The 24,296-nt window shown below is 40.3% G+C and carries 23 protein-coding genes; 13 read left to right on the forward strand and 10 right to left on the reverse strand.

The window, feature by feature from the left end; genetic code table 11:
* Window positions 1-22: 22 nt before the first annotated feature.
* Window positions 23-322, forward strand: a complete 300-nt coding sequence (locus SYJ56_RS10895; RefSeq protein WP_323834124.1) for a hypothetical protein — start codon at window positions 23-25, stop codon at window positions 320-322.
* Here the strand turns inward: SYJ56_RS10895 and SYJ56_RS10900 are convergent.
* Together SYJ56_RS10900 and SYJ56_RS10905 are read right to left on the reverse strand one after the other, a co-directional pair.
* Entirely contained in the window at window positions 303-1,235 is a 933-nt protein-coding gene (locus SYJ56_RS10900) for an ROK family protein (RefSeq protein ID WP_323834125.1), read from the reverse strand. The two genes, SYJ56_RS10895 and SYJ56_RS10900, sit on opposite strands and share 20 nt — an antisense overlap.
* A gap of 46 nt (window positions 1,236-1,281) precedes the next feature.
* Window positions 1,282-1,776 (reverse strand): YkgJ family cysteine cluster protein, encoded by a 495-nt coding sequence (locus SYJ56_RS10905; RefSeq protein ID WP_323834126.1) that lies wholly within the window; start codon window positions 1,774-1,776, stop codon window positions 1,282-1,284.
* Between the two features lie 104 nt (window positions 1,777-1,880).
* Between SYJ56_RS10905 and SYJ56_RS10910 the strand changes: the two genes are divergently transcribed.
* The gene (locus tag SYJ56_RS10910) at window positions 1,881-2,255 is read left to right on the forward strand and encodes an arsenate reductase family protein (protein WP_323834127.1); all 375 of its coding nucleotides are present in this window, start codon (window positions 1,881-1,883) and stop codon (window positions 2,253-2,255) included.
* Here the strand turns inward: SYJ56_RS10910 and SYJ56_RS10915 are convergent.
* Window positions 2,233-3,069 (reverse strand): CvfB family protein, encoded by an 837-nt coding sequence (locus tag SYJ56_RS10915; RefSeq protein ID WP_323834128.1) that lies wholly within the window; start codon window positions 3,067-3,069, stop codon window positions 2,233-2,235. The genes SYJ56_RS10910 and SYJ56_RS10915 overlap by 23 nt on opposite strands.
* A gap of 267 nt (window positions 3,070-3,336) precedes the next feature.
* On the opposite strand from SYJ56_RS10915, the gene SYJ56_RS10920 reads away from it, so the two are divergent.
* Complete coding sequence (locus SYJ56_RS10920) at window positions 3,337-4,227, forward strand: 3-hydroxybutyryl-CoA dehydrogenase (RefSeq protein ID WP_323834129.1); 891 nt, start codon at window positions 3,337-3,339, stop codon at window positions 4,225-4,227.
* A 6-nt stretch (window positions 4,228-4,233) separates the two neighbouring features.
* A complete protein-coding gene (locus SYJ56_RS10925) occupies window positions 4,234-4,851 on the forward strand; it encodes a deoxynucleoside kinase (protein ID WP_323834130.1) in 618 nt (205 codons plus the stop codon).
* A gap of 55 nt (window positions 4,852-4,906) precedes the next feature.
* Here SYJ56_RS10925 and SYJ56_RS10930 read toward each other — a convergent pair whose 3' ends face one another.
* Window positions 4,907-5,554, reverse strand: a complete 648-nt coding sequence (locus tag SYJ56_RS10930; RefSeq protein ID WP_323834131.1) for a DUF7255 family protein — start codon at window positions 5,552-5,554, stop codon at window positions 4,907-4,909.
* Window positions 5,555-5,965: 411 nt separating this feature from the next.
* Here SYJ56_RS10930 and SYJ56_RS10935 point away from each other — a divergent pair, with 411 nt between their 5' ends.
* Both SYJ56_RS10935 and SYJ56_RS10940 read left to right on the forward strand, forming a co-directional pair.
* Entirely contained in the window at window positions 5,966-6,301 is a 336-nt protein-coding gene (locus tag SYJ56_RS10935) for an Hpt domain-containing protein (protein WP_323834132.1), read from the forward strand.
* A 27-nt stretch (window positions 6,302-6,328) separates the two neighbouring features.
* Window positions 6,329-8,698: a S9 family peptidase gene (locus SYJ56_RS10940; RefSeq protein WP_323834133.1), complete on the forward strand. Its 2,370-nt coding sequence runs from the start codon at window positions 6,329-6,331 to the stop codon at window positions 8,696-8,698.
* A 420-nt stretch (window positions 8,699-9,118) separates the two neighbouring features.
* Here the strand turns inward: SYJ56_RS10940 and SYJ56_RS10945 are convergent, their stop codons facing one another.
* From SYJ56_RS10945 to SYJ56_RS10965, 5 genes are all read right to left on the reverse strand, one after another.
* Complete coding sequence (locus SYJ56_RS10945) at window positions 9,119-9,349, reverse strand: acyl carrier protein (protein ID WP_323834134.1); 231 nt, start codon at window positions 9,347-9,349, stop codon at window positions 9,119-9,121.
* Window positions 9,350-9,414: 65 nt separating this feature from the next.
* Window positions 9,415-12,573 carry an efflux RND transporter permease subunit gene (locus SYJ56_RS10950; protein ID WP_323834135.1) on the reverse strand — a complete coding sequence of 1,053 codons (3,159 nt, stop codon included), beginning with the start codon at window positions 12,571-12,573 and terminating at the stop codon, window positions 9,415-9,417.
* A gap of 3 nt (window positions 12,574-12,576) precedes the next feature.
* Window positions 12,577-13,629: an efflux RND transporter periplasmic adaptor subunit gene (locus tag SYJ56_RS10955; RefSeq protein WP_323834136.1), complete on the reverse strand. Its 1,053-nt coding sequence runs from the start codon at window positions 13,627-13,629 to the stop codon at window positions 12,577-12,579.
* A 129-nt stretch (window positions 13,630-13,758) separates the two neighbouring features.
* A complete protein-coding gene (locus tag SYJ56_RS10960) occupies window positions 13,759-15,192 on the reverse strand; it encodes a TolC family protein (protein ID WP_323834137.1) in 1,434 nt (477 codons plus the stop codon).
* A 6-nt stretch (window positions 15,193-15,198) separates the two neighbouring features.
* Window positions 15,199-15,660: a GbsR/MarR family transcriptional regulator gene (locus SYJ56_RS10965; RefSeq protein WP_323834138.1), complete on the reverse strand. Its 462-nt coding sequence runs from the start codon at window positions 15,658-15,660 to the stop codon at window positions 15,199-15,201.
* Between the two features lie 226 nt (window positions 15,661-15,886).
* Between SYJ56_RS10965 and SYJ56_RS10970 the strand changes: the two genes are divergently transcribed.
* From SYJ56_RS10970 to madM, 3 genes are read left to right on the forward strand one after another with little or no spacing between them, the layout of a single operon-like run.
* Window positions 15,887-17,362, forward strand: a complete 1,476-nt coding sequence (locus tag SYJ56_RS10970; protein WP_323834139.1) for an acyl-CoA synthetase — start codon at window positions 15,887-15,889, stop codon at window positions 17,360-17,362.
* A gap of 2 nt (window positions 17,363-17,364) precedes the next feature.
* Entirely contained in the window at window positions 17,365-17,724 is a 360-nt protein-coding gene (madL, locus tag SYJ56_RS10975; protein ID WP_323821772.1) for a malonate transporter subunit MadL, read from the forward strand.
* A 1-nt stretch (window position 17,725) separates the two neighbouring features.
* Window positions 17,726-18,484, forward strand: coding sequence for a malonate transporter subunit MadM (gene madM, locus SYJ56_RS10980; protein WP_323834140.1), 759 nt, complete (start codon window positions 17,726-17,728; stop codon window positions 18,482-18,484).
* 1 nt (window position 18,485) lies between these two features.
* On the opposite strand, the gene SYJ56_RS10985 is transcribed toward madM, so the two are convergent.
* Complete coding sequence (locus tag SYJ56_RS10985) at window positions 18,486-18,878, reverse strand: winged helix-turn-helix transcriptional regulator (RefSeq protein ID WP_323834141.1); 393 nt, start codon at window positions 18,876-18,878, stop codon at window positions 18,486-18,488.
* Between the two features lie 203 nt (window positions 18,879-19,081).
* Between SYJ56_RS10985 and SYJ56_RS10990 the strand changes: the two genes are divergently transcribed.
* The 4 genes from SYJ56_RS10990 to SYJ56_RS11005 all read left to right on the forward strand — a co-directional run bounded on the left by SYJ56_RS10990 (window position 19,082) and on the right by SYJ56_RS11005 (window position 24,148).
* On the forward strand, window positions 19,082-19,438 hold the full coding sequence (locus SYJ56_RS10990; RefSeq protein WP_323834142.1) for a DoxX family protein: 357 nt from the start codon (window positions 19,082-19,084) through the stop codon (window positions 19,436-19,438).
* Window positions 19,439-19,570: 132 nt separating this feature from the next.
* Window positions 19,571-20,134: an AraC family transcriptional regulator gene (locus SYJ56_RS10995; protein ID WP_323834143.1), complete on the forward strand. Its 564-nt coding sequence runs from the start codon at window positions 19,571-19,573 to the stop codon at window positions 20,132-20,134.
* Window positions 20,135-20,413: 279 nt separating this feature from the next.
* On the forward strand, window positions 20,414-22,201 hold the full coding sequence (locus SYJ56_RS11000) for a 3-keto-disaccharide hydrolase (RefSeq protein WP_323834144.1): 1,788 nt from the start codon (window positions 20,414-20,416) through the stop codon (window positions 22,199-22,201).
* Between the two features lie 18 nt (window positions 22,202-22,219).
* On the forward strand, window positions 22,220-24,148 hold the full coding sequence (locus SYJ56_RS11005; protein ID WP_323834145.1) for a c-type cytochrome: 1,929 nt from the start codon (window positions 22,220-22,222) through the stop codon (window positions 24,146-24,148).
* Window positions 24,149-24,296 lie beyond the last annotated feature (148 nt).

Genomic DNA, 24,296 nt, shown 5'->3' on the forward strand with positions numbered 1-24,296 from the left:
AAGAGACACGGGAACCATAAACATGGAAAACTGGAAATCTGATAGATACGGCTGCAAAGGATTGAGAATCCAAGATCTGGAAGAGCTTGAGCGGCTAAAGCATTCTTATTTAGGAGTAGACAACCAAGCTTTGATCAAAACATTTGGACGTCCTGACCGAGTAGAATTGATGGATAAAAGCCAGACTTTCTTCTTCTACTTCCTGGAGCCCAGCAGTAGCTGTGATGGAGTAGAAATAGAAAAAGAACCCCTTAGAGTTCTTTTTCGACTAAATGCTATAAGTAAAGTGTCTGAAGTGACGATTACAACCCAGAACCCATAAAACACAGCGCCGCAGCGCCTAGCGTTCCTGCGTTATTTTCAAGCGTGGCTTTCTTCAAAACCAAATCCTTACTATAATACTGCGTTAGATACTGTTTGATCGTGCGATCAAGTGTAGGCATCATAAATTCCAGACCTGCCGAAATTCCACCCCCAAAATACACGTCAGTCACATCTAGAATCCTGATAGCCGATACAATAGCTTCTCCCAAAATCCTCCCTACTTCTTCAAAAACCATCAAAGAAACTGGATTGCCTGCTTGGGCTGTATCTACAAGCAAGTGTGTTCCTAACTCCGCTCCTACTAAAACTCCAGCCTTCTCAGGATAAGCATCTATAAGTCTGGACATTATATTTAGAATCCCTTTTCTTCCTATCAGCGTCTCAAGTCTAGCAGCTCCTTTAGAAAGCATATGGCCCATTTCCATGGCGTTTCCTCTGGATCCTTTGAATACCTGTCCATCTAATACCAATGCACTGCCAATACCAGTACCCATTGTGATAAAAAGGAAGTTTTGGGCAGGATCATCCTTCCCAAAATAAAACTCACCAATGGCAGCTGCAGCCGCGTCATTTTCTAAGGCAAAATCATGTTTAGGGTATTTTGCTTCCAGGCTTCCTTTTAGATTAAATCCGTTCAAAGTAGGGATTGCAGGAATTTCCAGAGCTGTTGTTCTATCTTTGGAAATCATGCCAGGAAGGCCGATTCCTACATTTTTTACTTCCGGGTATTTGGTAAGGTATTTCTCCAAACCTGCTATAAATGCAGGACCAAAACCTTCAGGATGGTCACGATAAGAAGTGGTATCTTCTTTAACAAAGTCTAAAATATTGCCTTCTCTGCTTACAAGGCCGATTTTCAAGTGAGTTCCCCCCACATCCACTCCAAGGAAATGTGCTTCCTGATTTTGCATAGTATTATTAATAGGTTTACGATTTCAAAAAAGCAAAAGAAAAGTATTACTTCCTATAATCCTTCCCAATCTGCTGGAAAATTTTGAAAACTGCAGGACAAACGAGGGTATTTTTAAGCGAAATCTCCAAAATACCATGCATTTTTTTACGATTGGTGTGTGGATACTCCCGACATGCCTTCGGCCGGTCTTCATAGACCAGACATTTATTGTCTCCGCCAAGAAATTTACAGGGAGAAGAATTCAAAACAAAATCACCATCATCATCCCGATGCAAATATTCATCAATGAACACACTACTTTTCATTCGAAATACTTTTGCCAATCTGTCAATATCAGTGTTCAGAAAAATTGGACTAGTCGTTTTACAGCAATTCGCACAATCCAGACAGTTTATTTCGCTGAAAGCCTCCTCGTGTAATTCCCCAAATCTTTCATCCAAAATTTTAGGCTTAATTTTTCTTAGCCTAGTCTTCAATTTTTGATTAGAAGAATATTCTGATTTACTCTCTTTATTAAAATTATCAAGATCGATTTCCAAAATCTCTAAAAGTTAAATAATGTTTTTTTGCTTTTTGAGAAAATAACTTCTTTTATAAAATGTAGATTTTCAGTATCTTATGATTAACTTAAACCCTACTAGCTATGAAAACTCATCCTTCAGAACTGTATTTCTATCATTCACCTTCTCAGGTGGTAGATAAGCAGACACTTGCTTATGCCAAATCAATTACACAGTTCGTTAACACAATTGATCTTAGCAAAGAAAAGCTTACCCCTACACAATGGTACAGCCTTTTGCTCAAGCTAAATCTCCGAGCTAAGGATTTACTTAATAGAGCGCATCCAGACTACCAGCGATTAATTGCTGGTAAAAATTGGGATGATGAAAGCTGGCTGAATATTCTGATCAATTCTCCAAATTTAATTAAGGCTCCAATTGCCAGTCTTCGCAACAGAGCAGTTCTTTGCATCACCCCTACAGATATCTTAAAACTTAATTCGATGCATTTAGTCTGATCCCATCCGGTTCGATTTGGATCATTCTGGCCTTGTACAGTTGCCCGATGCATTGCTTGAAATGCTTCTTGCTCATACTCAATTGCTCCTGAATCTCCTCAGGAGCTGATTTATCATGCAAAGGCAAAAAGCCTTTGGATTCTAAGATAGAAAGGATTTTTTCTGATCCCTCGTCATATTTCACACGGCCTGGAGGTAGTAACTGCAAATCCAACTTTCCATCTTCACGATTTTTTTTCACATATACTTTTCGGATTTCACCCAGCTTCAGAGGCTGAAAAACCTCATTTTTGAAGAGTAAGCCTTCATATTCACTATCTATTAAAACTTTGAACCCAAGTTCTGTTTCTTCAAAGATCATCCCTGTTAGTTCTTTCCCCTCTTCCCAGTCGACAGGAGCTAAACGCAAGAAATCCCGGTACTTATTGACTCCTATTAATCTATTGGTTTTATAATCCACACAGACTTTGACTAGGTACTTCTCACCTACCTCCATGTTTTTACCCATTTCAGATTTTGGCACAAATAGATCCTTTGGCAATCCCCAATCCACAAATGCACCGAAAGAAGTAACTTCTTTGGCCTCTAATACAGCAAACTCATCAAGCAATGCCAGAGGTTTTTGGGTCACGGCAACAGGGCGATCCTCACTATCCGTATAAACAAATACTTCGATCTCATCGCCTTCCTTCTCTTCCCCAATTAAGTATCCTTTGGGAAGTAAAAGCTCTTCTCCAGAGCTCAAAGCCAGGTAAGCACCGAAATCTGTAAATCTATTGATGGGTAATTTTGAAATTAGACCAAGTTCATTCATGTGATAATGTTTGTTTTTTTAAAGGTCACATGGAATCTCGCACGGGGAATAATCATCTTTCTTTATGACGTTCTTCGCCCTGCTCGATTTCATGCACCAAAGGTAGCTATTAATCGGAGTTTGAAACTGAACTTTTGTGACAAACAAAGTGGGGAATCGAAAGTTAAAATTGGATTTGCTCATAGTCAGGATTAGCTTTGAACTCTTCAATAGATTAAATCCGTTGAAATAAACCCAAATTCTAACTTTAATTTTAATCACCTCCTTATGAAAAACATCTCCGTTATTGGTTCTGGGACAATGGGAAATGGCATTGCCCATGTATTTGCGCAGCATGGCTATAAAGTCAGCCTGATCGATATCAAACAGGAATTCTTGGATAAAGCACTGGCCACCATTACCAAAAATCTAGACAGACAAGTTGGAAAAGGATTGATTTCAGAAGATGAAAAAAAGGCTTCTTTGGCTAGAATCCAAACGTTCACAGCGTTGGAAGCTGGAGTCAAATCTGCTGAATTAGTGGTAGAAGCAGCCACTGAGAATATGGATATTAAGCTTGATCTCTTTCGTCAAATAGATCAATACAGTCCAGAAGAAGCGATTCTGGCCAGTAATACGTCCTCTATTTCTATCACCAAAATAGCCGCAGTAACTAATAGACCTGATCAGGTAATTGGTATGCACTTCATGAATCCGGTTCCAGTGATGAAGCTAGTAGAAGTGATTCGCGGCTATGCCACTTCCGATGAAGTGACAGCGAAGATCATGAACCTTACTACAGATCTTTCGAAAGATCCGGTGGAAGTGAATGACTATCCTGGCTTTGTAGCAAATAGAATTCTGATGCCAATGATCAATGAAGCAATTTATAGCCTTTTTGAAGGAGTTGCTGGTGTCCATGAAATTGATACAGTGATGAAACTAGGCATGGCACATCCGATGGGACCTTTGCAATTGGCGGATTTCATTGGACTGGATGTTTGTCTTTCGATTCTCAAAGTACTTCATGATGGCTTTGGAAACCCAAAGTATGCCCCATGTCCGCTATTGGTAAATATGGTTGAAGCGGGTTACAAAGGGGTTAAATCCGGTGAGGGTTTTTACAAATACACGGCGGGAAGCAAAGATTCTGTAATATCTCCTCGCTTTAGCAAATAAGAAATTATGCACATCGCTGTATCGGGCAATATTGGTAGTGGTAAGACAACACTTACCGAAAAACTAGCAAAACATTACGGCTGGAAGGCTGAATTCGAAGCTGTAGATAACAACCCATATCTTCCTGACTTTTACGAAGATATGAAAAGATGGGCTTTTCATCTCCAGGTTTACTTTCTCAACTCCCGATTCAACCAAATCAAGAAGATTCAAGATAGTGAGACTCCAACTATTCAGGATAGGACTATCTACGAAGACGCTTATATTTTCGCTGCCAATCTGTATAAAAGTCAATTCTTAACAGAGCGGGATTATGAAAATTATCAGAGCTTATTCTCAAGCATGATTGCTCATGTGAAAGCTCCCGATCTTTTGATTTACCTAAAAGCTGACATTCCTAAGTTGGTTGGGCAAATAGAAAAGCGTGGCAGAAGCTATGAAACGACCATGCGAATAGATTATTTGAAAAATTTAAATACCCACTACGAAGAGTGGATCGCTAGCTATTCCGAGGGAAAACTATTAATCATAGATGTCAACAATCTTGATTTTGTAGAGAATCCAGCAGATTTCTCTTTGGTGGTAGAAAAAGTTGAACGGGAGATTTTTGGATTATTCTCCTAACGTAAAAGAAGCAATACAATCAAAGGGGTAGAGAAAATACTGCCCCTTTTGACTTTTAGGATTCGTACTTTCGATTAAACCAGGCTAGAAGCATTGCGCGCTGCTCCTCTTTGGGATTTATAAGCAGTTGGTCTAATCTCTTCAATGAACCGCCAGTCATCAGCGTTTCGAAGGGAGTGATTCGGAAAAGTCTATACCCATGGATTCTTGTTTGGAGATCAAACTGAACATCATTGTATGCGGTAAGCTTCCATCCTATTGCCCCATTTTCCGAGAAGTCTCCTGGCTCACTGGCTTCGCCAAAACAATGCTTGGCTATAGGTGATCCGTTCCAGATTCTTTGCTGCATTCCGACTTTCAGACATTCTTTCTCATAGCTTCTACAGAGTCTTTTTTGAGTTTCTGTAAAAGAGAAATTTTGCTCTGAATAAAGATCTGACCTAAAAGTAATTAGACGGTATCTATTGAAGTGCATTTCATCATCATACACGAATAAATTCCGATTGATTTTAAAGTCGAAATTCAGTTTTTTAAGTATGGGTAAATCCCCAACTCCTCCCAAATCCGTGTAGATTTCTGCAAGCCAATTGTGGCCTTTTTGATCTAAATATTTTGGTTCTAATTCTAATTCAAAATCCCGCTCAAAATCCACTTTTCCCTCACGCAAAATAAGGTCAAGCTGGCGAGTCATTAAGTTATCCATTGAGTTGGTTTTATCTCAGTAAGGCTACTGAGTTCGTGTAATCCATTTAGTGAATATGAAAAATAGTAGTCTATTTTTCGTCCTTCTCCAGGCCATCTCCAATTCGTTGCTCCAAATTCCCTTTGGACCCTGGAAAGGTTGTTCTTTGGGAAATATCATATCCGATAAAGCACATAATCAACATGAATATCAAAAACAGGATCAAAAATATTTTCTTATTCCTCTGCATTCCGTAATTTAATTTCTGACTTGATGGAGTACAAAATTAACTAATCATAAGAAATCTCTGACCAATGTTCATGAATTATTGAAAGACCTTGGTCGAAAATTAAACTTTTTCAAAATTGTGATTAATTTTATGAAGATCCGCATAAATAAACTTTTTACAGTAAGACCCTTTTTAATCCAATCATGTATCAACTCATAAGTGAGCAATCGATTTATCATTATTTTGGCGAAGACGAGCCAGATATGATTAGAGAGATGGTCCAAATAATTTTGGATACTAACATCAAGGATTTAAAGGAACTGAATGTCTTTTACGATCAAAATGACTTTACCACAGTTAAAAATCGATGTCATAAAGCTAAACCTAGCATGAGTTACATAGGAGCTCAAAAAACACGAAAATTATTAGAAGAAATTGAAAACAAACCTAATGATTATCATAGGCTAAACGAAAGCCTTCAAGCCCATCTAATCGCAATAGAAACTGAGCTTAATCAGTTTCTTGACACTCTTATTTGATTTCAGAATAAACAAACCCCTACGAATATGCAGCGAAAACTACTGTTTCTGCCTTTGCTTTGCATTGCCCTATTGCAAGCTCATGCGCAGTCGACTTTAAGTGTAGAACACATCATGCGAGATCCTATGTGGATGGGAACTTTCCCATCTTCAGCTTCTTGGAGTGATGATTCACAAACCATCTACTTCCAATATAATTTAGCTAATGATCCTGCTGATTCATTGTATAAATTAAACCTAACAGATCAAGCATCAATCTCAAAGGTGAATTGGAAAGAAATGAAGGCAAACGAGCGAAGTGAGGAGGACTTTAATGCAGACAAATCATTCCGTATATATCAGATCGACAAGAAATTGATGCTTGAAGATATGGCTTCAAGTACTTCCAGTTTGCTCATGGAATGGCCTGAAAACTTTTCTGATCCAAAATTCATGTCAAATGAAATGGAGATCTCATTTATTTCGAAGAGCAATATTTTTGTCTTCAATAGATCTACCAAAACAGTTAGAAAGGTTACCAATATTTCCACTGAATCGAAGCTAAAAGACAAATCCGAAAATGAGGATGAAAAAACAGATTGGCTAGAATCGGAAAACTTGGAGCTACTGGGTGTGGTCCGAGACAGAAAGGAGAAAGCTAAGAGGCGCAGAGATTACCGGGAATCATTTCGTGATTCGGAAGAGGATGAGTTTATTTATTATACAGATGGAAAAAGCCCTGTAAACCTACAGTTATCAGCTGACGGCAACTATGCTACATTCACCATCTACAATTCTTCTGAGAATATAAACACCAAAGTTCCTGACTATGTAGATGCTTCAGGATATACCGTAGATCTCAATGCCCGAGCTAAAGTCGGCTCTACTCCTACTAAAACGGATGTGGGAATCTACGATTTACAGCGTGATACGGTGTATTTCATAAGTTCTTCCGAACTGCCTGGAATCAAAGATTTACCGGATTATATAATAGACTATCCTGATAAAACTTGGGAAGAAAAGGAAAGAGACGTCATTTTCTCAAGCCCATATTTTTCTTCTAATGGCAAAAAAGCTATCCTGAACATTAGATCCACTGACAATAAAGATCGCTGGATTGCTTCCATAGACTTGGAAACAGGAAAATTAAACACACTAGATAGACAACGGGATGAAGCTTGGATATCAGGTCCGGGTATTGGGTATTCTTTCTCTGGAGGTACGATGGGATGGTTACCTGATAACAAACACATCTACTTCCAGTCTGAGGAAAGTGGTTATTCTCATCTCTATTTGCTGGATATAACTTCAGGTGAAAAGAAAGCACTTACCTCTGGCAACTATGAGGTATTCAATCCTTTTCTCTCGAAGGATAAAAAATTCTGGTATTTCACTACTTCTGAAGTAGATCCAGGAGAGCGTCATTTTTACAGGATGCCATTGATGGGTGGAAAAATGGAAAAACTTACTTCCATGACTGGGAATAATGATGTGGTTCTTTCTCCAGATGAGAAAAAACTCGCCATCATTTATTCCTACAGCAATAAACCAGCTGAGCTTTACCTCCAAAACAATAAAGTAGGTGCAAAAGCTAAGCAACTAACCTCCGGTCAAAGCGAAGAGTTTAAAGCTTACAATTGGAGAGAACCACAAATTGTAAGATTCACTGCAGAAGATGGAGCACAGGTACCGGCAAGACTATACTTACCGGATCCGGCCAAAAAGAATGGTGCAGCTGTAGTGTTCGTTCATGGTGCAGGCTACTTGCAGAACGTCCATAAATGGTGGAGCAGCTACTTCAGAGAATACATGTTTCATAATCTGTTGACTGATTTAGGATACACGGTTTTGGATATTGACTACAGAGGATCTGCCGGATATGGCCGTGATTGGAGAACGGGAATCTATCGTCACATGGGAGGAAAAGACCTATCCGATCAAGTTGACGGAGTGAAATACCTAATATCTTCTCATGGAATAGATCCTGACAGAGTTGGCTTATATGGTGGTAGTTATGGTGGTTTTATCACCTTGATGGCACTTTTCAATGCTTCTGAAACATTCAAATCAGGTGCTGCACTTCGTTCTGTCACTGACTGGGCACATTACAATCATGGCTACACTGCCAACATTCTCAACACTCCAGAAGAAGATCCGATTGCTTATCGTCGTTCCTCTCCTATTTACTTTGCAGAAGGTCTGAAAGGCAACTTGCTGATGGCACATGGTATGGTGGATGTGAATGTGCATTTCCAGGATGTGGTAAGACTTTCACAGCGATTTATTGAGTTGGGAAAAGACAATTGGGAAATGGCTATTTATCCTGTGGAAGATCATGGATTTGTAGAACCTAGTTCATGGACGGATGAATACAAAAGGATTTTGAAGTTGTTTAATGAAACACTTTTGGAGGAGTAGCATTTGGTTTCATATGTTTATAATTGCTTTTAGCGGTCATATGGAATCTCGCAGGATTTATAATCATACCTCTTTGTGTCGATCTTCGACATGCTCGATTTCAAAAAAGCAAAATGGCTAGTCATAGGATCAGCCATTATTTTTATCAAGGGAAAACCAAACTAAGGATTCTATAGTCATTTCAACTTTGATGCTCTATATTAATTCAACTCAATTTCACACATAAATCATTCTCAATCTAAGTTCAAAACCACATTCCATGCAAATGGAAATAACTATCTAAAATGCACAATGCTAGTCATACTCTTCGGTTTGAGCAAAGTGAATAAACATATTGCGCGCTCCTGCGATAAACTCTGTGTCCACTGCGGTAAAAATAAAAAAAAAGAGTCCGAAAGTTTCGGACTCTTTTTCAAAAATTTAACTCATCAACAATTCTATAATTTGGGCTGGTGCTTTCACACCTTCAACCTTGTCATCAGCTATTTGTTTCCTTAATTCGTATTCTAGTTCGAAGATCAAACCAGAGACAAATACCTTATCCATTCTTAAGTCGCTTTCAAATGAGGCGTACTTTCTTTTTCCCGTCAAGTCTATTCCATATTGTTGGAAGACCTTTGAGATTTTGCGTAAATCAGTATAATTTTTCATTGGGTATTTTAGTTACCCTTTGCCAATCTAAGCGACTAGCAAGGGGATGATTAGTCATAGTTGGCTTACACGTAAGCAGCTGCTTCGGATTCAAATTCCTCCACATTCGTCTCTTCGAGTTCGATATGCTTCTTCTCCGCTCTGCCTATTTTCACCATAAATCTGTCAAACAGATAGTAAATCACCGGAACGACAACCAAGGTCAGGAACATGGAGGAAAGCAAACCACCGATGATTACCCATGCTAAGCTGTTTTTCCATTCAGCACCTGCACCAGTGGCCAAAGCAATCGGCATCATACCAATCACCATCGCGATTGTAGTCATCAAAATCGGACGGAAACGGATCTTCACAGCTTTCTCTAATGCTTCTTTCACCTCAACTCCAGCCTCTTTCAGCTGGTTGGTGAAATCAACCAATAAGATCGCATTCTTAGCTACCAGACCCATGAGCATGATTAGACCCATGATAGAGAAGATACTTAGCGTGCCTTTGGTAAGTGCCAAGGCAAGCAGGGAACCGATCAACGCCATAGGAAGTGAGAACATCACCACCAGTGGGTATATGTAAGAGTCATACAATGCTACCATGATCAAGTAGATCAAAATGATTGAGGCCAAAAGCGCGATTCCCAATGAACCAAAACCTTCCGATTGGTTCTTCATGTCACCGTCGTAATTGATCTGCACCTGCTGTGGAAGATCCATCTGATCAATCGCCGAAGTCAACTCAGCACCGACAGTACCTGAAGGAACACCGGCTACTTGTGAAGTGATTTTAACGGAGGAAACACGGTCTCTTCTTTCCAATTTGGTAGGTCCTTCTGACTGATTGACTGTTGCAAACTGCTCTAGCTTCACCAGGTCTCCATTTCTATTCAGGAAAGTTAAATTTTGAACATCTGAAATCGACTTTCGGTCAAACTCATTCAGTTTCACCAGAATATCATACTCATAATCACCATCTGTATATTTGGAATCATCGTTTCCGTTGAATGCTACCTGAAGTGCCCCACCTACCATATCCATGGAAAGACCCAGCTCATTCATTTTATAGCGATCCACTTCTACACGGATTTCAGGGTTCCCATCCTCTAGAGAGCTTTCAATTTTACGGGTACCTTTCAATCCTGCGAGAATAGCTTCTATCTTCTCAGACACGACACGAATTGAATCCTTGTCAGGTCCGGAAACAATCACTTGAATAGGTGCATCATTCGCAGTACCCATAATTGAGATTGGAACGCCAGTGTATTCAGCCCCAGTGATATGCTCTTCCAGGTAATTTTCTAGGTTTCTTGCATAATCAGGACCTGTCATTGATCTAAATTCAGGTTCTACCAGTTTCACCAAAATCTCAGAAGTAAACGGAGAAGATTGAGAACCTGTAAACTGGCCACTGGCCACACCTACTGTAGTAAAAACCTCAGTGACTTCAGGGAGAGTTCTTAGGTAATCTTCTACTTCTCGCGTTTTGAAGTTAGTTTGTTCAAGTGTTGCATCTTTTGGAAGCTCCAGCCTAAGCAAGAATTCCCCTCTATCTCCTTCGGAGACAAACTCAGATCCTATAAACCCTTTGATTACCAAAAAGAAAGAAGATATGAAAAGCAGGAAAGTAATTGTGAGCAAAGCAAACTTATGCGCAAATCCCCATCTCAAAATTCCTATCAACCAATCCACAAAAGCATCCAACCCAGCTTCAAAGCCATAAACAATTTTTCCAAAGAAGGAATTCTTATCCAAATGCTCCAGCTTCGAAAACCTAGAGGTGAGCAGCGGTATTAGTGTAAATGCCACTAGCAAACTTATTATGGTAGCTGTAGCAACTGTGATACTGAATTGAGCTAAAATACCTCCAATCAACCCGCCTGTCATTGCTAGCGGTACGAAAACAACTATAATTACCAAGGTAATGGAAACCACAGTCGATCCGATTTCTCTGATACCATCGTAAGAAGCCTGAGCAATTGTTTTACCCATTTCCAAGTGACGGTAAATATTCTCAATCACTACAATGGCATCATCCACCAGAATACCCACTACAAGTGATAGAGCTAGCAATGACATCAGATTTAGCGTAAAGCCAGCCAAGAACATCACTGTAAATGTCGCAATGATGGAAGCTGGCACCGCCACCATTACAATGACCGCATTTCTGATACTATGTAGGAACAACAGCATAATTAAGGCCACCAACACAATTGCAATTATCAAATCCGTGATTACGTGATTCGCTGCTTCCAATGTAAACTCAGACGTGTTCTGTGAAATCTGGAAAGAAATACCTTCTTTAGTATAGGTCTGTTCGATTACATGCAGCTCATGCTCCAAAATCTCCGACACCTCCACTGCATTGGCATCAGATTGCTTCTGCACTGTCAGACCGATTGCAGATTTACCATTAAGTCTTGTGAGAATGTCTTCATCTTTATATGAATCGGCTATTTCAGCCACTTCCTTCAGTTGAATTGGAGATTCATCTTCACGGTAAGCAATCACCAGATTTTCTATGTCCTGGATGTTTTGGAATTTACCCGCAAGGCGGATCAAAACCTGTCCTTCGTTATCTTTCAGTCGACCCGTAGGAAAATCCAGGTTACTCGCATTGATTGTCTGAGCAACTGTAATCGGCGAAATACCGTATCCATCCAATTTGTTTCTATCTAGGTTGACTTTGATCTCACGCTCGGTACCACCTAGCATATTCACTTGGGCTACACCTTTGATCTGAGCCAATGATGGTTGAATCTTGTTTTTGATCAAATCATAAAAATCAGATGGATTCAGGTTGGAATAAACTGCCAATTGCATGATCGGCAAATCATCCAAATCAAACTTACCCAGGCTCGGTGGATCTGCATCATCAGGAAGATCCCCCAAGATCGCATTGATTTTTCGCTGTGCATCCTGCATGGAATAATCCACGTCTTCTCCTGCCTCCAATTCGATAGTGATGATGGAGATACTCTCCTGAGAAATGGAATTCATCGATTTGATTCCTTCTAAGGAAGCTACCGCATCCTCGATCTTTTTAGTAACTGAAGTTTCCACTTCCGATGGCGCTGCGCCGGGATAGATAGTAGAGATGGTTACCACATTGGTTTCCATTTTTGGCAAAAGCTCGTATGACAGTTGCGTGTAGGAAAAAACCCCCAACAAAGTCAGTACGGTGAACAATACGACCACCATGGTCGACCGTTGTATCGATATTTTAGTGATTTGCATAGTTTACTGAACTTTGACTTTTGTTCCCTCTTGCACGTTGATCAGCCCGGAAGCAATTACTTCGTCACCCACTTTCAAGCCTTCAAGAATCTCCACAGATCCATCAGTAAGAGGATTGATTTTCACTGGCTGATATACGGCCGCGCCATCTTTGATCAAGTAAACTCCTGGATCTTTTAGACTTCCTGCAATCGACTTTCTGTCAATCTTCAGCACTTTTTCTTCCTGGGAAAACTGGAACTGAGCTGTTCCAAACATACCTGGCTTGATCTGATCCTGATTCTTACTATTCATGATCAGTTCCACTTCATATTTGAAGGAAGCATCAGCTTTGTCAGAGATGAAATGCACTTTCCCGGTAAATTCCTGATTGGACATAGCATTTACTCTTATCGTTATTTCGTCACCAATTTTCACTTTGGATATTTCCGTTTCAGTGACATTCACTGCTAGTTTGAGTGGATTCTTATTGATGATATCTGCCAAAGGCATACCTGGACTCACCAATGTTCCCATCTCGTAATAATCTTCATTGATGAAGCCTGATATCGGTGCAGTTACTTTGGTGTCATCCAAACGCTTCTTCAAGGCTGCCAACTGTGCATCGGCAATTTTGAAGGCATTTTCATTTTCTTCCAACTGCTTTTTGGTAATTGCGTCAGTTGCAGCAAGATTTTCAAAACGCTTCAAGTCTTTCTCAGCTTGATCTCTGGTTAGCTTTGCAATTGTGTATTCAGAACTAATCAAGCGATCATCAATCTGCACAAGAAGATCGCCTTTACGTACGTAATCCCCTTTTCTTCGCTGTATTTTGACGATAGCTCCAGAAGTCTCCGCCATCAGTTTTAATTCCTGGGAAGGTTCAAATATTCCGTTTGATTCAAAGTTGCGGTTAACAGTTTTCTCTTCCACTTTCTCCACCGTCACAGAGATATACTCGCTGGACTTCATGGCCAGGGTGGCAGCCTCGTTCATTTCCTGCTTGTTATTGTAAAGGGTGAAAGCTACTGCCCCTACACTGACCAAAAGAAGCGCTATGATTATTAATTTTTTCATGTGTTTATAATTGTTTTGAATGGCCATTACTTGTCCCGAAAATCGGGATGGAATCTCGCATGGTTGAGATAATCATCACAGTGTGTATCTCCTGCTACATGCTCGATTTCATCGTTGGTATGAGTTTTATTACAGTAAAAGATTAGTGATTTTTCCGGTTGAGTTCAGTATCTCCAGTTGTGCGATACGAACCTGAATAATTTGATTGTTGAAATTTGCCTGTGCGGCTCTTTGTGTAGTCTCCGCATCCAGCAAGTCAGTCAGTGGACTTAGTCCTTCCTTGTAGAGCAATGTGGTTTCTTTTAATACATCATTGGCGAGATCCAGATTACCATCCAGTGACTTAAGTGTACTTATGGAGTTGTAATACTTATTAAGTGCATTTTTGTACTCCAATTCAGCAGCATCTTCTGCTTGTAGGCGATCCAGATCCAGTTGCTGGGCAGTCACCCTTGATTGTGCCGCTTTGTATTTAGTTTGCATTCCGTCAAAAATTGGGATTTGAAGTTTCAACCCTATTAAAAAGCCTTGATACCACACTTTATTTTGGCTCATAAAGTCAAAGTCCTCTGAGAAAGCATTCTTGTTGAAATCAGCAAATCCTACCAATTGAGGTTGGTGTGCCGCCTTGATGTTTTTGTATTCATATTCATACAACTGCTTCTGAACTCCCAATACCTGAATATCTTTTCTGTCTGCAATACTTAGGTCTTGGATCTGAAAGTCCTGTATCAACTGATCTGTATCGGCAATGGACTGATCTAGATTGATCTCTGTATCCACTGGAATACCCATCAATAGCTTCAAGTAACCTTCTTGTTGATAGCTAGAAATTTCCAGGTTTTCAAGTTCACTTTTAATAGAAGTCAAGTTTACTTTCACCCGGTTCAGATCGACTTTACGCGCCAGATCGTTATCATACTGTGACTGAAGGATCTTCTGAAGGCTTTCTAACTGGTCAATATTAGCTTGTAAATTTTCTTTCTGAAGTTCCAATTGAATCACTCCTAAGAAATTCATAGATATTTCATGTATTACATCCTCCTCAGATTGCTCAGCGAGAATTCGATAAAATTCTTCACCAGTCTTTGCGGCTTTCAAACCGATCAGATATGAGTTACTAAAAATCAACTGGTTCAATTCGAAACCAGCTTTTAGTGACTGTGGCACCCCTAGAGAAATTACCTGAATCTCACTCGGGTCACCACCAAAAATCCCTCCTGGTACTGCCTGAGGAAATACATCCAGGAAGTTGTTGTATTGACCATAAGCAGAGAACTGCGGGAGACCGGCACCTCTGATTTCATTTCTCTGATACTTAGCCTTTTCTTCATCCAGAATGGCTTTTTTCAGTGTTCTGTTATTTTCCAAACCGATCTGAATACTCTCTTTCAAAGTGAGCGTATCGGGGAGATTGAATTCCTGCATAGCTTCTTGTCCGATAGCCACCGTCGGAGCCCATAAGAAAAATGCATACGTTAAATACTTCTTTAGCATGTCGTTGATAAATAGTTGGTTATAAAATATATAGTTGGTTCTGTTTTTAATGAACTTTCTATTCAAATTTTTTTATGCTTGTTGTTTTTTAAATCGTTCAAACAGGGCTGGAATTTCTTTTTTGAAAAAGCCCAAGAAATTAGAGAAGTCTTTCATTTTACAATTGAATTCAGGGTTTTTGTCTGTTCTCACTTCCAACACTTCATCTATAAATTTCTGAATCTCAGCGATGTTTTCGAGCTCTTGTTCAAAGTCCTCTCTCCAGTCACTTACTTTAAGAGCAAAGTATCGTTTTCTGTCTCCTGGTCGGGTAGAATATACACATCTGCCTTTGGCCTGAAGGAAAGTCAATGCATTACTTACCGCGCTTTTACTTACTCCAAGTTGCTCTACGATTTCATCGAAAGAAACTTCACCTTCTTCGTGAACCAAAAGCAATCCGATTATTCTCCCTACTAAAGGCTGCATTCCCTTATGCTCATGGAATACACCAATTCGCTCGATCAGTTCCTTATGTCTTTCGGTCAATATCATCTTCAATTAATTTGGGTTATGCGCTGATAACGGGACAAAGATATAGAAAGTTCAGTTAGTTCTGCAAATACAGAACAAATATTATTTAAAATAGTTGTTCCGGGTTTTGCATGATGAAGAAATGAGCACAAACACATATTACAGAGGAAATCATACAACTATTATTTCCTTTGTAAACAATAGCATTTAACTTACCAAAAAAATAAACCCGAAATAAGATTCTTTCATGCTCCAACTTTTAGACAACGCCAAACGGTTCCCGTCCAAAGCAGCGGTAATTGATTCTAACAATAGCTATTCCTACCAAGATTTACTTGATAGAAGCCATGGCATCAGTGATGTTTTACTGGGTGATCAACCTGATCTAAATGAATCACGAGTGGCTTTTATGGTTTCTCCTGGAATAGATTATGTAGCTGCGCAATGGGGCATCTGGAGAGCTGGAGGCATTGCAGTTCCACTTTGTATTACTTATCCCCTGCCTTCATTGGCTTATGTCATCGAAGATACTCAAGCAGAATATTTGATCGTAAGCCCTGAATATGTTTCCATTCTGGAGAAATATAAAACCGATTCAGACATACATTTTATTGAAATAGATACGGTTTTACAGACCGGAAAAATCGCCTTGCCAGAGATCAGCAAAGACCGGGGCGCTATGATTCTTTACACTTCGGGCACTACCTCCCTTCCAAAAGGAGTCCTAACGACTCATGCAATTGTAGAATCTCAGATCAGTACGCTTGTGAAAGCTTGGAATTGGTCTTCGGATGATCATATCCTAGAAATACTCCCGCTTCATCATGTCCACGGAATTATCAATGTGCTTTGCTGTGCGCTATGGTCTGGTGCCACAGTGCAATTTCTTAACCCTTTCAATGCTAAAGAGGTTTTCAGGATTTTCGAAGAGGGCAAACTCAATGTTTTCATGGCAGTGCCTACAATCTATTTCAAATTGATTTCTGAATTCGAAAGTCTTCCAACCAATGAGCAAAAAGAACTATCTGCGGCAATGGCAAGATTTAGACTCATGGTCTCCGGATCTGCTGCTTTACCGGTTTCTGTTATGGAAAAATGGAAAGAAATCTCTGGGCATTATTTACTGGAACGCTACGGAATGACAGAAATAGGCATGGCAATCAGCAACCCATATACTGGAGAACGGAGAGCTGGTCACATTGGTCAACCCCTGCCCAATGTAGAAATAAGAACTGTGGATGAGGATAATAATCTTGTCCCAGATGGCGAACCCGGAGAGATACAAGTAAAAGGTCCGTGCGTATTTAAAGAATATTGGGGCAAGGCCGAGGCAACAGCAAAAAGCTTTACAGAAGACGGGTGGTTCATGACTGGAGATATTGCCATAATGGAAGATGGTTATTATCGAATTCTCGGTCGTGATTCTATTGACATTATTAAATCTGGTGGGTATAAAATCTCAGCTTTAGAGATCGAGGAAGTTTTGCGTAAGCATACTCAAATCCAAGACTGTGGCGTAGTAGGAATCCCAAATGAAGAATGGGGAGAACTTGTCGTAGCTGCTTTGGTATGTAAAGATCACCCCGATCTTGAGGAACTTAATCAGTGGATGCGAGAAAGAATGCCTTCCTATAAAACTCCCCGTAACTATATATTTATAGAAGATTTACCACGAAATGCGATGGGAAAAGTGACCAAGAATGACTTGAAAAAACTTTTCTGATCATGCTCATATATGGCGTTGCACTTCTATCCTTTTCCTACCTCATCGGTCAGTGGCTTGGAGAGCTTCTTGGTAAACTCATCGGCATTAATTCCAATGTCGGTGGAGTTGGTTTTGCCATGATCATTCTGATGCTTCTCAAAGAATTATTTGAGAGAAAAGGCTGGTGGAAGCATGAAATGATCTCCGGAATTGATTTTTGGAATAAATTGTACATCCCTGTCGTGATTGCCATGGCTGCCAGTTTAAATGTAAAGGCAGCTATCTCCAGTGGAAACTTGGCCATTGTTGTTGGAATAATTCCAGTAATTCTCGCCTTTGTATTTTTCCCATTTCTCATGAAAGCATTTAAGCAAAACTGAAATGGATGAATTGCTAAAGGTGTTTGATAAAAATGCATTGATAGTAGGCTTTCTTGCCATTGGATTGCTCGCCTATCTTTCGGATTTATTTTCTAAAAAAGTATTGAATGGCAGAATTCCAGGATCTGCTATTGCCATCTTTTTGGGATTGGTTTTGGGATATGTGGGAGGAGTTTTTACAGGTGGGGAACAGGGATTGTCTGACATTCGAATTTTCCGTGGAGTTGGTATATTGGGAGGTTCTATGTTCCGGGATTTTGCAATCGTAGCTACGGCAATGGGTGCAAGTTTTTTGCTCATCAAGAAGTCTGGTTTGTTAGGACTTATCTCTCTCGTTTTTGGAATTCTGTTATTTTTCATATCAGGGGTAGCCATGGCTTGGCTATGGGGGTATCGAGATGCAGTAAGCTTAGCTACAATCGGTGCAGGAGCATGCACATATATTGTAGGTCCTGTCACAGGAGCTGCATTGGGCGCAAGTTCGGAGGTGATTGCTCTTAGCATAGCCGCTGGAGTGGTAAAAACTATAGCTGTGACTATTTTCACTCCTATCTTAGCAGAAAAAATCAGCTTAAATGACCCCGGATCAGCAATGGCTTTCGGAGGGATCATGGGGACATCAAGCGGAGTCGCAGCTGGATTGGCAGCTACCGACCCCAAACTCGTCCCTTATGGAGCTGTAACTGCCACCTTTTATACAGGTTTGGGCTGTTTGCTTTGCCCTTCACTCCTGTACTATATAGTCGAAATCTTGCTGTAGCTTACGCCAAATGATCCTTATTCACTGGCTCTCTCAATAAGTCGTCTCCAAAGATTTTTCGCCTGTGATTCTCTCCCCAAACATGAAGTGCACCGATTACATCTTTGAGTGTCTCACCGTATTCAGTCATGGTGTATTCAACTGTCACGGGGAATGTATCATATACAGTTCTTTTCACAAGATGATTCAGCTCAAGATCCCGAAGTTCTTTTGAAAGCATTCGGTCAGTAATCCCTGGTACTTCCCTCGAAATCTCTGAAAAACGCTTCACACCATGGAGCAGTGCAATGATAATTGGAAGTTTCCATTTTCCACTAAGTACGTCCAACGCATCCTGAACAGGACGGATAATCAGCTTACACTTGGTAGGACTTAAGTTTCCCTTTTTATTCATATCAATCTCAAATCTTGATTTGACTTATACTATACCAAAGTATAGCACTATACATCAGTATAGTGCTTACAAATGTATAGCATATTACGGTAAGTTTGCAAGAAATATTACAACTATGAAATCGAGCATGTCGAAGAACGACACACAGAGGAATGATTATCCGTATTGCGAGATTCCATATGACCATTAAAAAAAATAAACAGATGAAAAACAAAATTATCTATTGGGTAGCGACAGGACTTGTGTCGCTAATGATGCTTTTCAGCGCATATGCATATTTCACTGACCCAAATGTATCTGCGGGATTTACTGCAATGGGGTTTAAGGATTTCTTCAGAATTGAACTTGGAGTTGCTAAGATTCTGGGTGCATTTGTGTTGTTAATCCCTGCTGCTCCTCAGCTTATCAAAGAATGGGCTTATGCTGGGTTTGGAATCACATTTATCTCGGCATTTATTGCCCATGCAGCTAATGCCGATCCCGCTTCTTCAATGGTTATGCCTTTGGTGGCTTTGGCTATGCTTGCCACTTCCAGGGTATTTCTTTCAAAAATCGGTTAAGAAAACTCTTAATCAGAAAAGCATTCTAGAAGTAATTTTAGGATGCTTTTTTGCTTTTATATAATTCCAACCACTTCTGCCTAGAACTTTCGCATGGTTGAATACCTTTGTACTAGTAGCAATCCTAGTAGTATGCCTCTGATATACGTCAAAAACATGGTCTGTCCAAGATGCATCACTTCGGTGAAGGAAGCGTTGAATCAGCTGCAACTCTCCTACTCTACTCTAGAGTTGGGAAAAATAACACTTGACTCTTCACCGAGCATTTCTCAGAAAAAACAATTGGCAAAGATGCTGGAGGATCGTGGTTTTGAACTCTTGGAAGAAGGAAAATCCACTTTAATCTCTCAGATCAAAAGCACATTAATCGAACAAATTCAGCATTCTGATAAACCTTTGTCTGAAAACTATTCGACCTTTATCTCTGTAAAACTCAATCATGAATACACGTATCTGAGTAGACTTTTTTCTCAAGTTGAAGGCATAACTATTGAGAAGTTTATCACCAAATTGAAAATTGAGCGTGTGAAAGAATTGATTTTTTACAATAATATAAACCTTTCCGAAATCGCCGATCAACTTGGCTACAGCAGCGTAGCTTATCTATCTTCACAATTCAAAAAAGAGACTGGAATGACTCCATCAGCTTTTAAAAATCAAGCTCAGCCACAACGAAAAAGCTTGGACCAGATCTAAGATTTTATCAGAAAGTGTACATTCTTAGTTATTTTTTAAAGTATTGAGACAGATTCAAAGAATCACTTAAGCTTACGCTGTATCAAATGAAATTTACTTGCAGAAAGATCTCGAGCGTTTATCTTTGAGTCAGAAAGAAAAATTCAATAGTCAGACTTATTAAAATCATTATCAGAAATTTTAAATCACTTTATTTCCCAAAATGTAAAATATAGTGAGTTTTTAATATTCTGCATTTTTCTAATAAACCTCATTCTATCAATTAACCCTCAAATTCACATGATTTTGAACAAACATGTAGGCTTGCTCACCGCTGCATTAGCTCTCCAGCTAAGTATCGTGCAAGCACAGCAAAATCCTGTCAAGCTAGATCTTAGTTCCTTCGAAGGAAATAAAGGCAGCTGGTCAGAAGTAGGAAAAGTCTGGGCAGACCCAACTGTTCCTAATGAACTTCAATCCTCGGATGGATCTGGAGTTTTGGTGAATCTACCTTCGAAGAAAAATCAAGGAGTTGACATTATTTCCACAGAGAAATTTGGTGATGTAGACCTTTCTTTAGAGTACTTGGTCGCTCCAGGATCCAACTCAGGCGTTTACCTTCAAGGGAACTACGAACTTCAAATCCTTGATAGTTGGAATTCTACCACCACCAAACCTGGAGATAACGGCGGAATCTATCAGCGCTGGGACGAAAGTAAGCCTGAAGGCCAAAAAGGCTATCAAGGATATGCCCCACGTCAAAATGTTTCCAAAGCTCCGGGTGTATGGCAAAAGCTGGAAGTTTCATTCCAAGCAGCAAAATTTGATGCCTCAGGCAAAAAAATCAAAAATGCACGTTTCCTTTCTGTGAAACTTAATGGTGTAACCATTCACGAAAATCTAGAGGTCTTCGGTCCTACCCGTGGATCAATGACCGCTGAAGATGTGGCTGAAGGTCCACTAAGAATCCAAGGAGATCACGGTGCTGTAGCTTTTAGAAATATTGAAATCACTCCATTCGATGCTACAGTTCCTACCGTATCTAATGTGAGCTATGAAACTTACCAAGGTTCATTCAACAGTTTGGAAGAGTTAGCAGGAAAGACTGTTGCTGCAAAAGGAAGTGTTGCTTCACTGAAAGAAGTCCCTACCTCCGTTTCTGATGTCAACTTGACCAAATACACAGCAAATCTAAACGTTGCTGAAGCTGGCGAATTTGAAATCACGCTTCAGGTTCCAGGTGGAATGGCAGGCTTTGCAGTTGGGAGTGAAAGCATTTCAAATCTTTCTAATAGAGGTGTGAGAGTCAAAAAGCAATTATCAGCTGGTGACAATCCAATCCAGATCATTGCTTCTAAAAACAGAAACTGGTCTGTAGATGGATTCAACCTTTCTATCTCTGGTCCTGGTCTAAGAAATATAGATCTTTTAGTTTCAGAAGCAGGTGCTTATCAAGAAACAGACCCAATTTTGGTGGATGCTGATGAGACTCCAGTTTTGCGCAGCTTCCGGGATATTCCTAATTTCAAAAGATTAAGTCATGTCGTATCAGTAGCCGGCAAAGAGCAGGTGAATTATGCGTATGACATGGAAACAGGAACACTGATCCAAGTATGGAGAGGTGAGTTTTTGAATGCAACTCCTATGTGGAATAGCCGTGGAAATGGTGTTTCGGTACCACGTGGAGCTTTGATCAACTTAGGTTCTCCTGAAGTAAATGCTGTAAACAACGAATACAGTGCTTCCGAAGAATTCAGAACTAAAGGCTACCAATTAATAAACGGTCCGGAAGATATTGTATTTACCTATCAACTTGGCGGTCAATCTGTACAAGATGAAATCAAAGTATTGGATTCTGGCAAAGGTCTGCAAAGATCAGTATCTGGCATAGCCAATGGATACTACCGAGTAGCAGCAGGCACAGAAATACAAAAGGTCAAAAAAGGATTTTACCTGCTTCCTGACACAGGTTTGTACCTGGAATACGATGAAGCAACTTATGGTGCTCCTGTGACTCATGCCACTGCTAGCGGCGAGGGTATTTTCTTGCCTGCAAAGGGAAACATCGTTTACAATCTTCTCTTTTAATCCAAGGACAGCGCAAAGATGAAAACATTACTAAAGAATAAATTCACAAAAATTGCCTTTGGACTAGCAGCTGTAATTCAGCTCATGGCGGGGCAAGTCGAAGCACAGGAATCTCCAAAAGAGGAGGATTTCTTTAAAATCATGCGGGTAACAGCCCCTGAAGGAACACTTTTGGAAGTTGGTGGTTTGACCATTTTGCCAAATGGCGACCTTGGCGTAGCTACTCGTAGAGGAGATGTATTTATTGTAGAAAACCCTACCAGTCCTAAACCTTTCTTCAGAAAGTTTGCTTCTGGACTCCATGAGATTCTAGGACTTCATTATGAAGATGGAGCATTCTATTTGGCTCAAAGAGGCGAGCTAACCAAATTGGTAGACACAGACCAGGATGGTACAGCTGACTTGTATGAAACCGTGTACGCCTGGCCTATTTCTGCTCACTATCACGAGTACAGCTTCGGCCCAAAGGTAGGTCCTGATGGCTCGTTCTTCGTGTCTGCAAACGTAGCTTTTGGTGATCAGGAATGGTGGAGAGGCGAAAGCCGTGTGCCATATAGAGGCTGGATCATGAAGATCAACCGTGATGGAAGTATGGAGCCATATGCGACCGGGATGAGATCTCCTGCCGGATTGGGCATGCTCGGCGATAAGTTAGTCTATACCGAAAATCAAGGTGATTACATTGGTTCGGGTGGACTATGGTTCATCGACAAAGGTGATTTCACCGGTCACCCAGCAGGTTTGGCCTGGACTGGCCTTCCTGATTCTCCATTGAAATTGACTACTGAAGAATTCAACAAGGTCGTTGATCCGCAAAAAGTACCTAATGGAACTGGTGGATTTGAAAAACCAGAGAATGTAATGGACGCACCTTATATCACCATGGCTCAGGCCAAGGAAGAACTTCCTGATTTGAAGCTTCCTGCAGTTTGGTTGCCTCATGGTATCCAAGGTATTTCGAATTCAGAGCCAGTTCTTATTCCTGAAGGTCATTTTGGCCCTTTTGCAGGTCAGGTTTTGGTAGGTGATCAGGGACAAAGTAAAATCATGCGTCTCACGTTAGAGGAAATAAATGGTGTGATGCAAGGTGCTTCCATCGATTTCAGATCTGGCTTTCAGTCAGGTATCTTGAGAATGGCTTGGGCTCCTGACAAGTCCCTGTTTATCGGAGAAACCAACCGTGGATGGGGTTCTGCCGGTGAAGCAAATGAAGGTTTGCAGCGCTTGGTTTGGAATTATAATGTTCCATTTGAAATGAGAACGGTTAAGGCTCAGCCTGATGGATTCCTAATCGAATTTACCAAGCCAGTAGACAAAGCTACAGCAGAAGACTTGACTTCTTATACAGTGGAAAGCTTCACTTACAAATACTACCCCGTGTACGGTAGCCCTCCTGTAGACAACAAAACACTAAAAGTACTAGGCGTGGAAGTAGCTGCAGATGGTATGTCCGCAAGAATTGCAGTGGAAGGTTTAAGATCATATTTTGTACATAAGATTAGCTTACCTGGTGTAAGAGCTGTGGATGGAAGCTTCTCTTTGGTACACCCAGATGCTTATTATACATTAAATAGTATTCCTGCCGGAGCAAAGATGGTGATCAAAACTCCTGCTCCAGAGCCAGTAAAAGAAGTGGCTGTAAAACCAGAAGCAGCTAAGCCCGCTCCGGCAAAAACAGTGGACTCTGCTATTCCAACAGATGCAGAGATCAAAACGATTCTAGCAAAAAATACCTGCTCGGCCTGCCACATGAAGGACAAAAAGGTAATTGGTCCAGCGTACACTGAGGTAGCTAAAAGAAGATATACGGATGAAAAGATCGTTGAATTGATCTATAATCCTCAGCCTCAAAACTGGCCTGATTATCCTACTGAAATGCCTCCAATGGCTCAAGTATCCAAAGAAGATGCAATGAAAATCGCAAAATGGATTAATTCATTGAGATAAAAACCAGTTCAGCCCATAGATTATTGAAAAGGCTTAGTGATTTATTTCGCTAGGCCTTTTTTCGGTTTCATTCGAAATTGGTTTTCGACAAATTTCACAAGGCGTTCTGATGGAACGCTAAATCCAATCTATTTCGCATTTTCTACCT

This window comes from Algoriphagus aurantiacus (assembly GCF_035156405.1).
GTDB classification, from domain to species: domain Bacteria; phylum Bacteroidota; class Bacteroidia; order Cytophagales; family Cyclobacteriaceae; genus Algoriphagus; species Algoriphagus aurantiacus.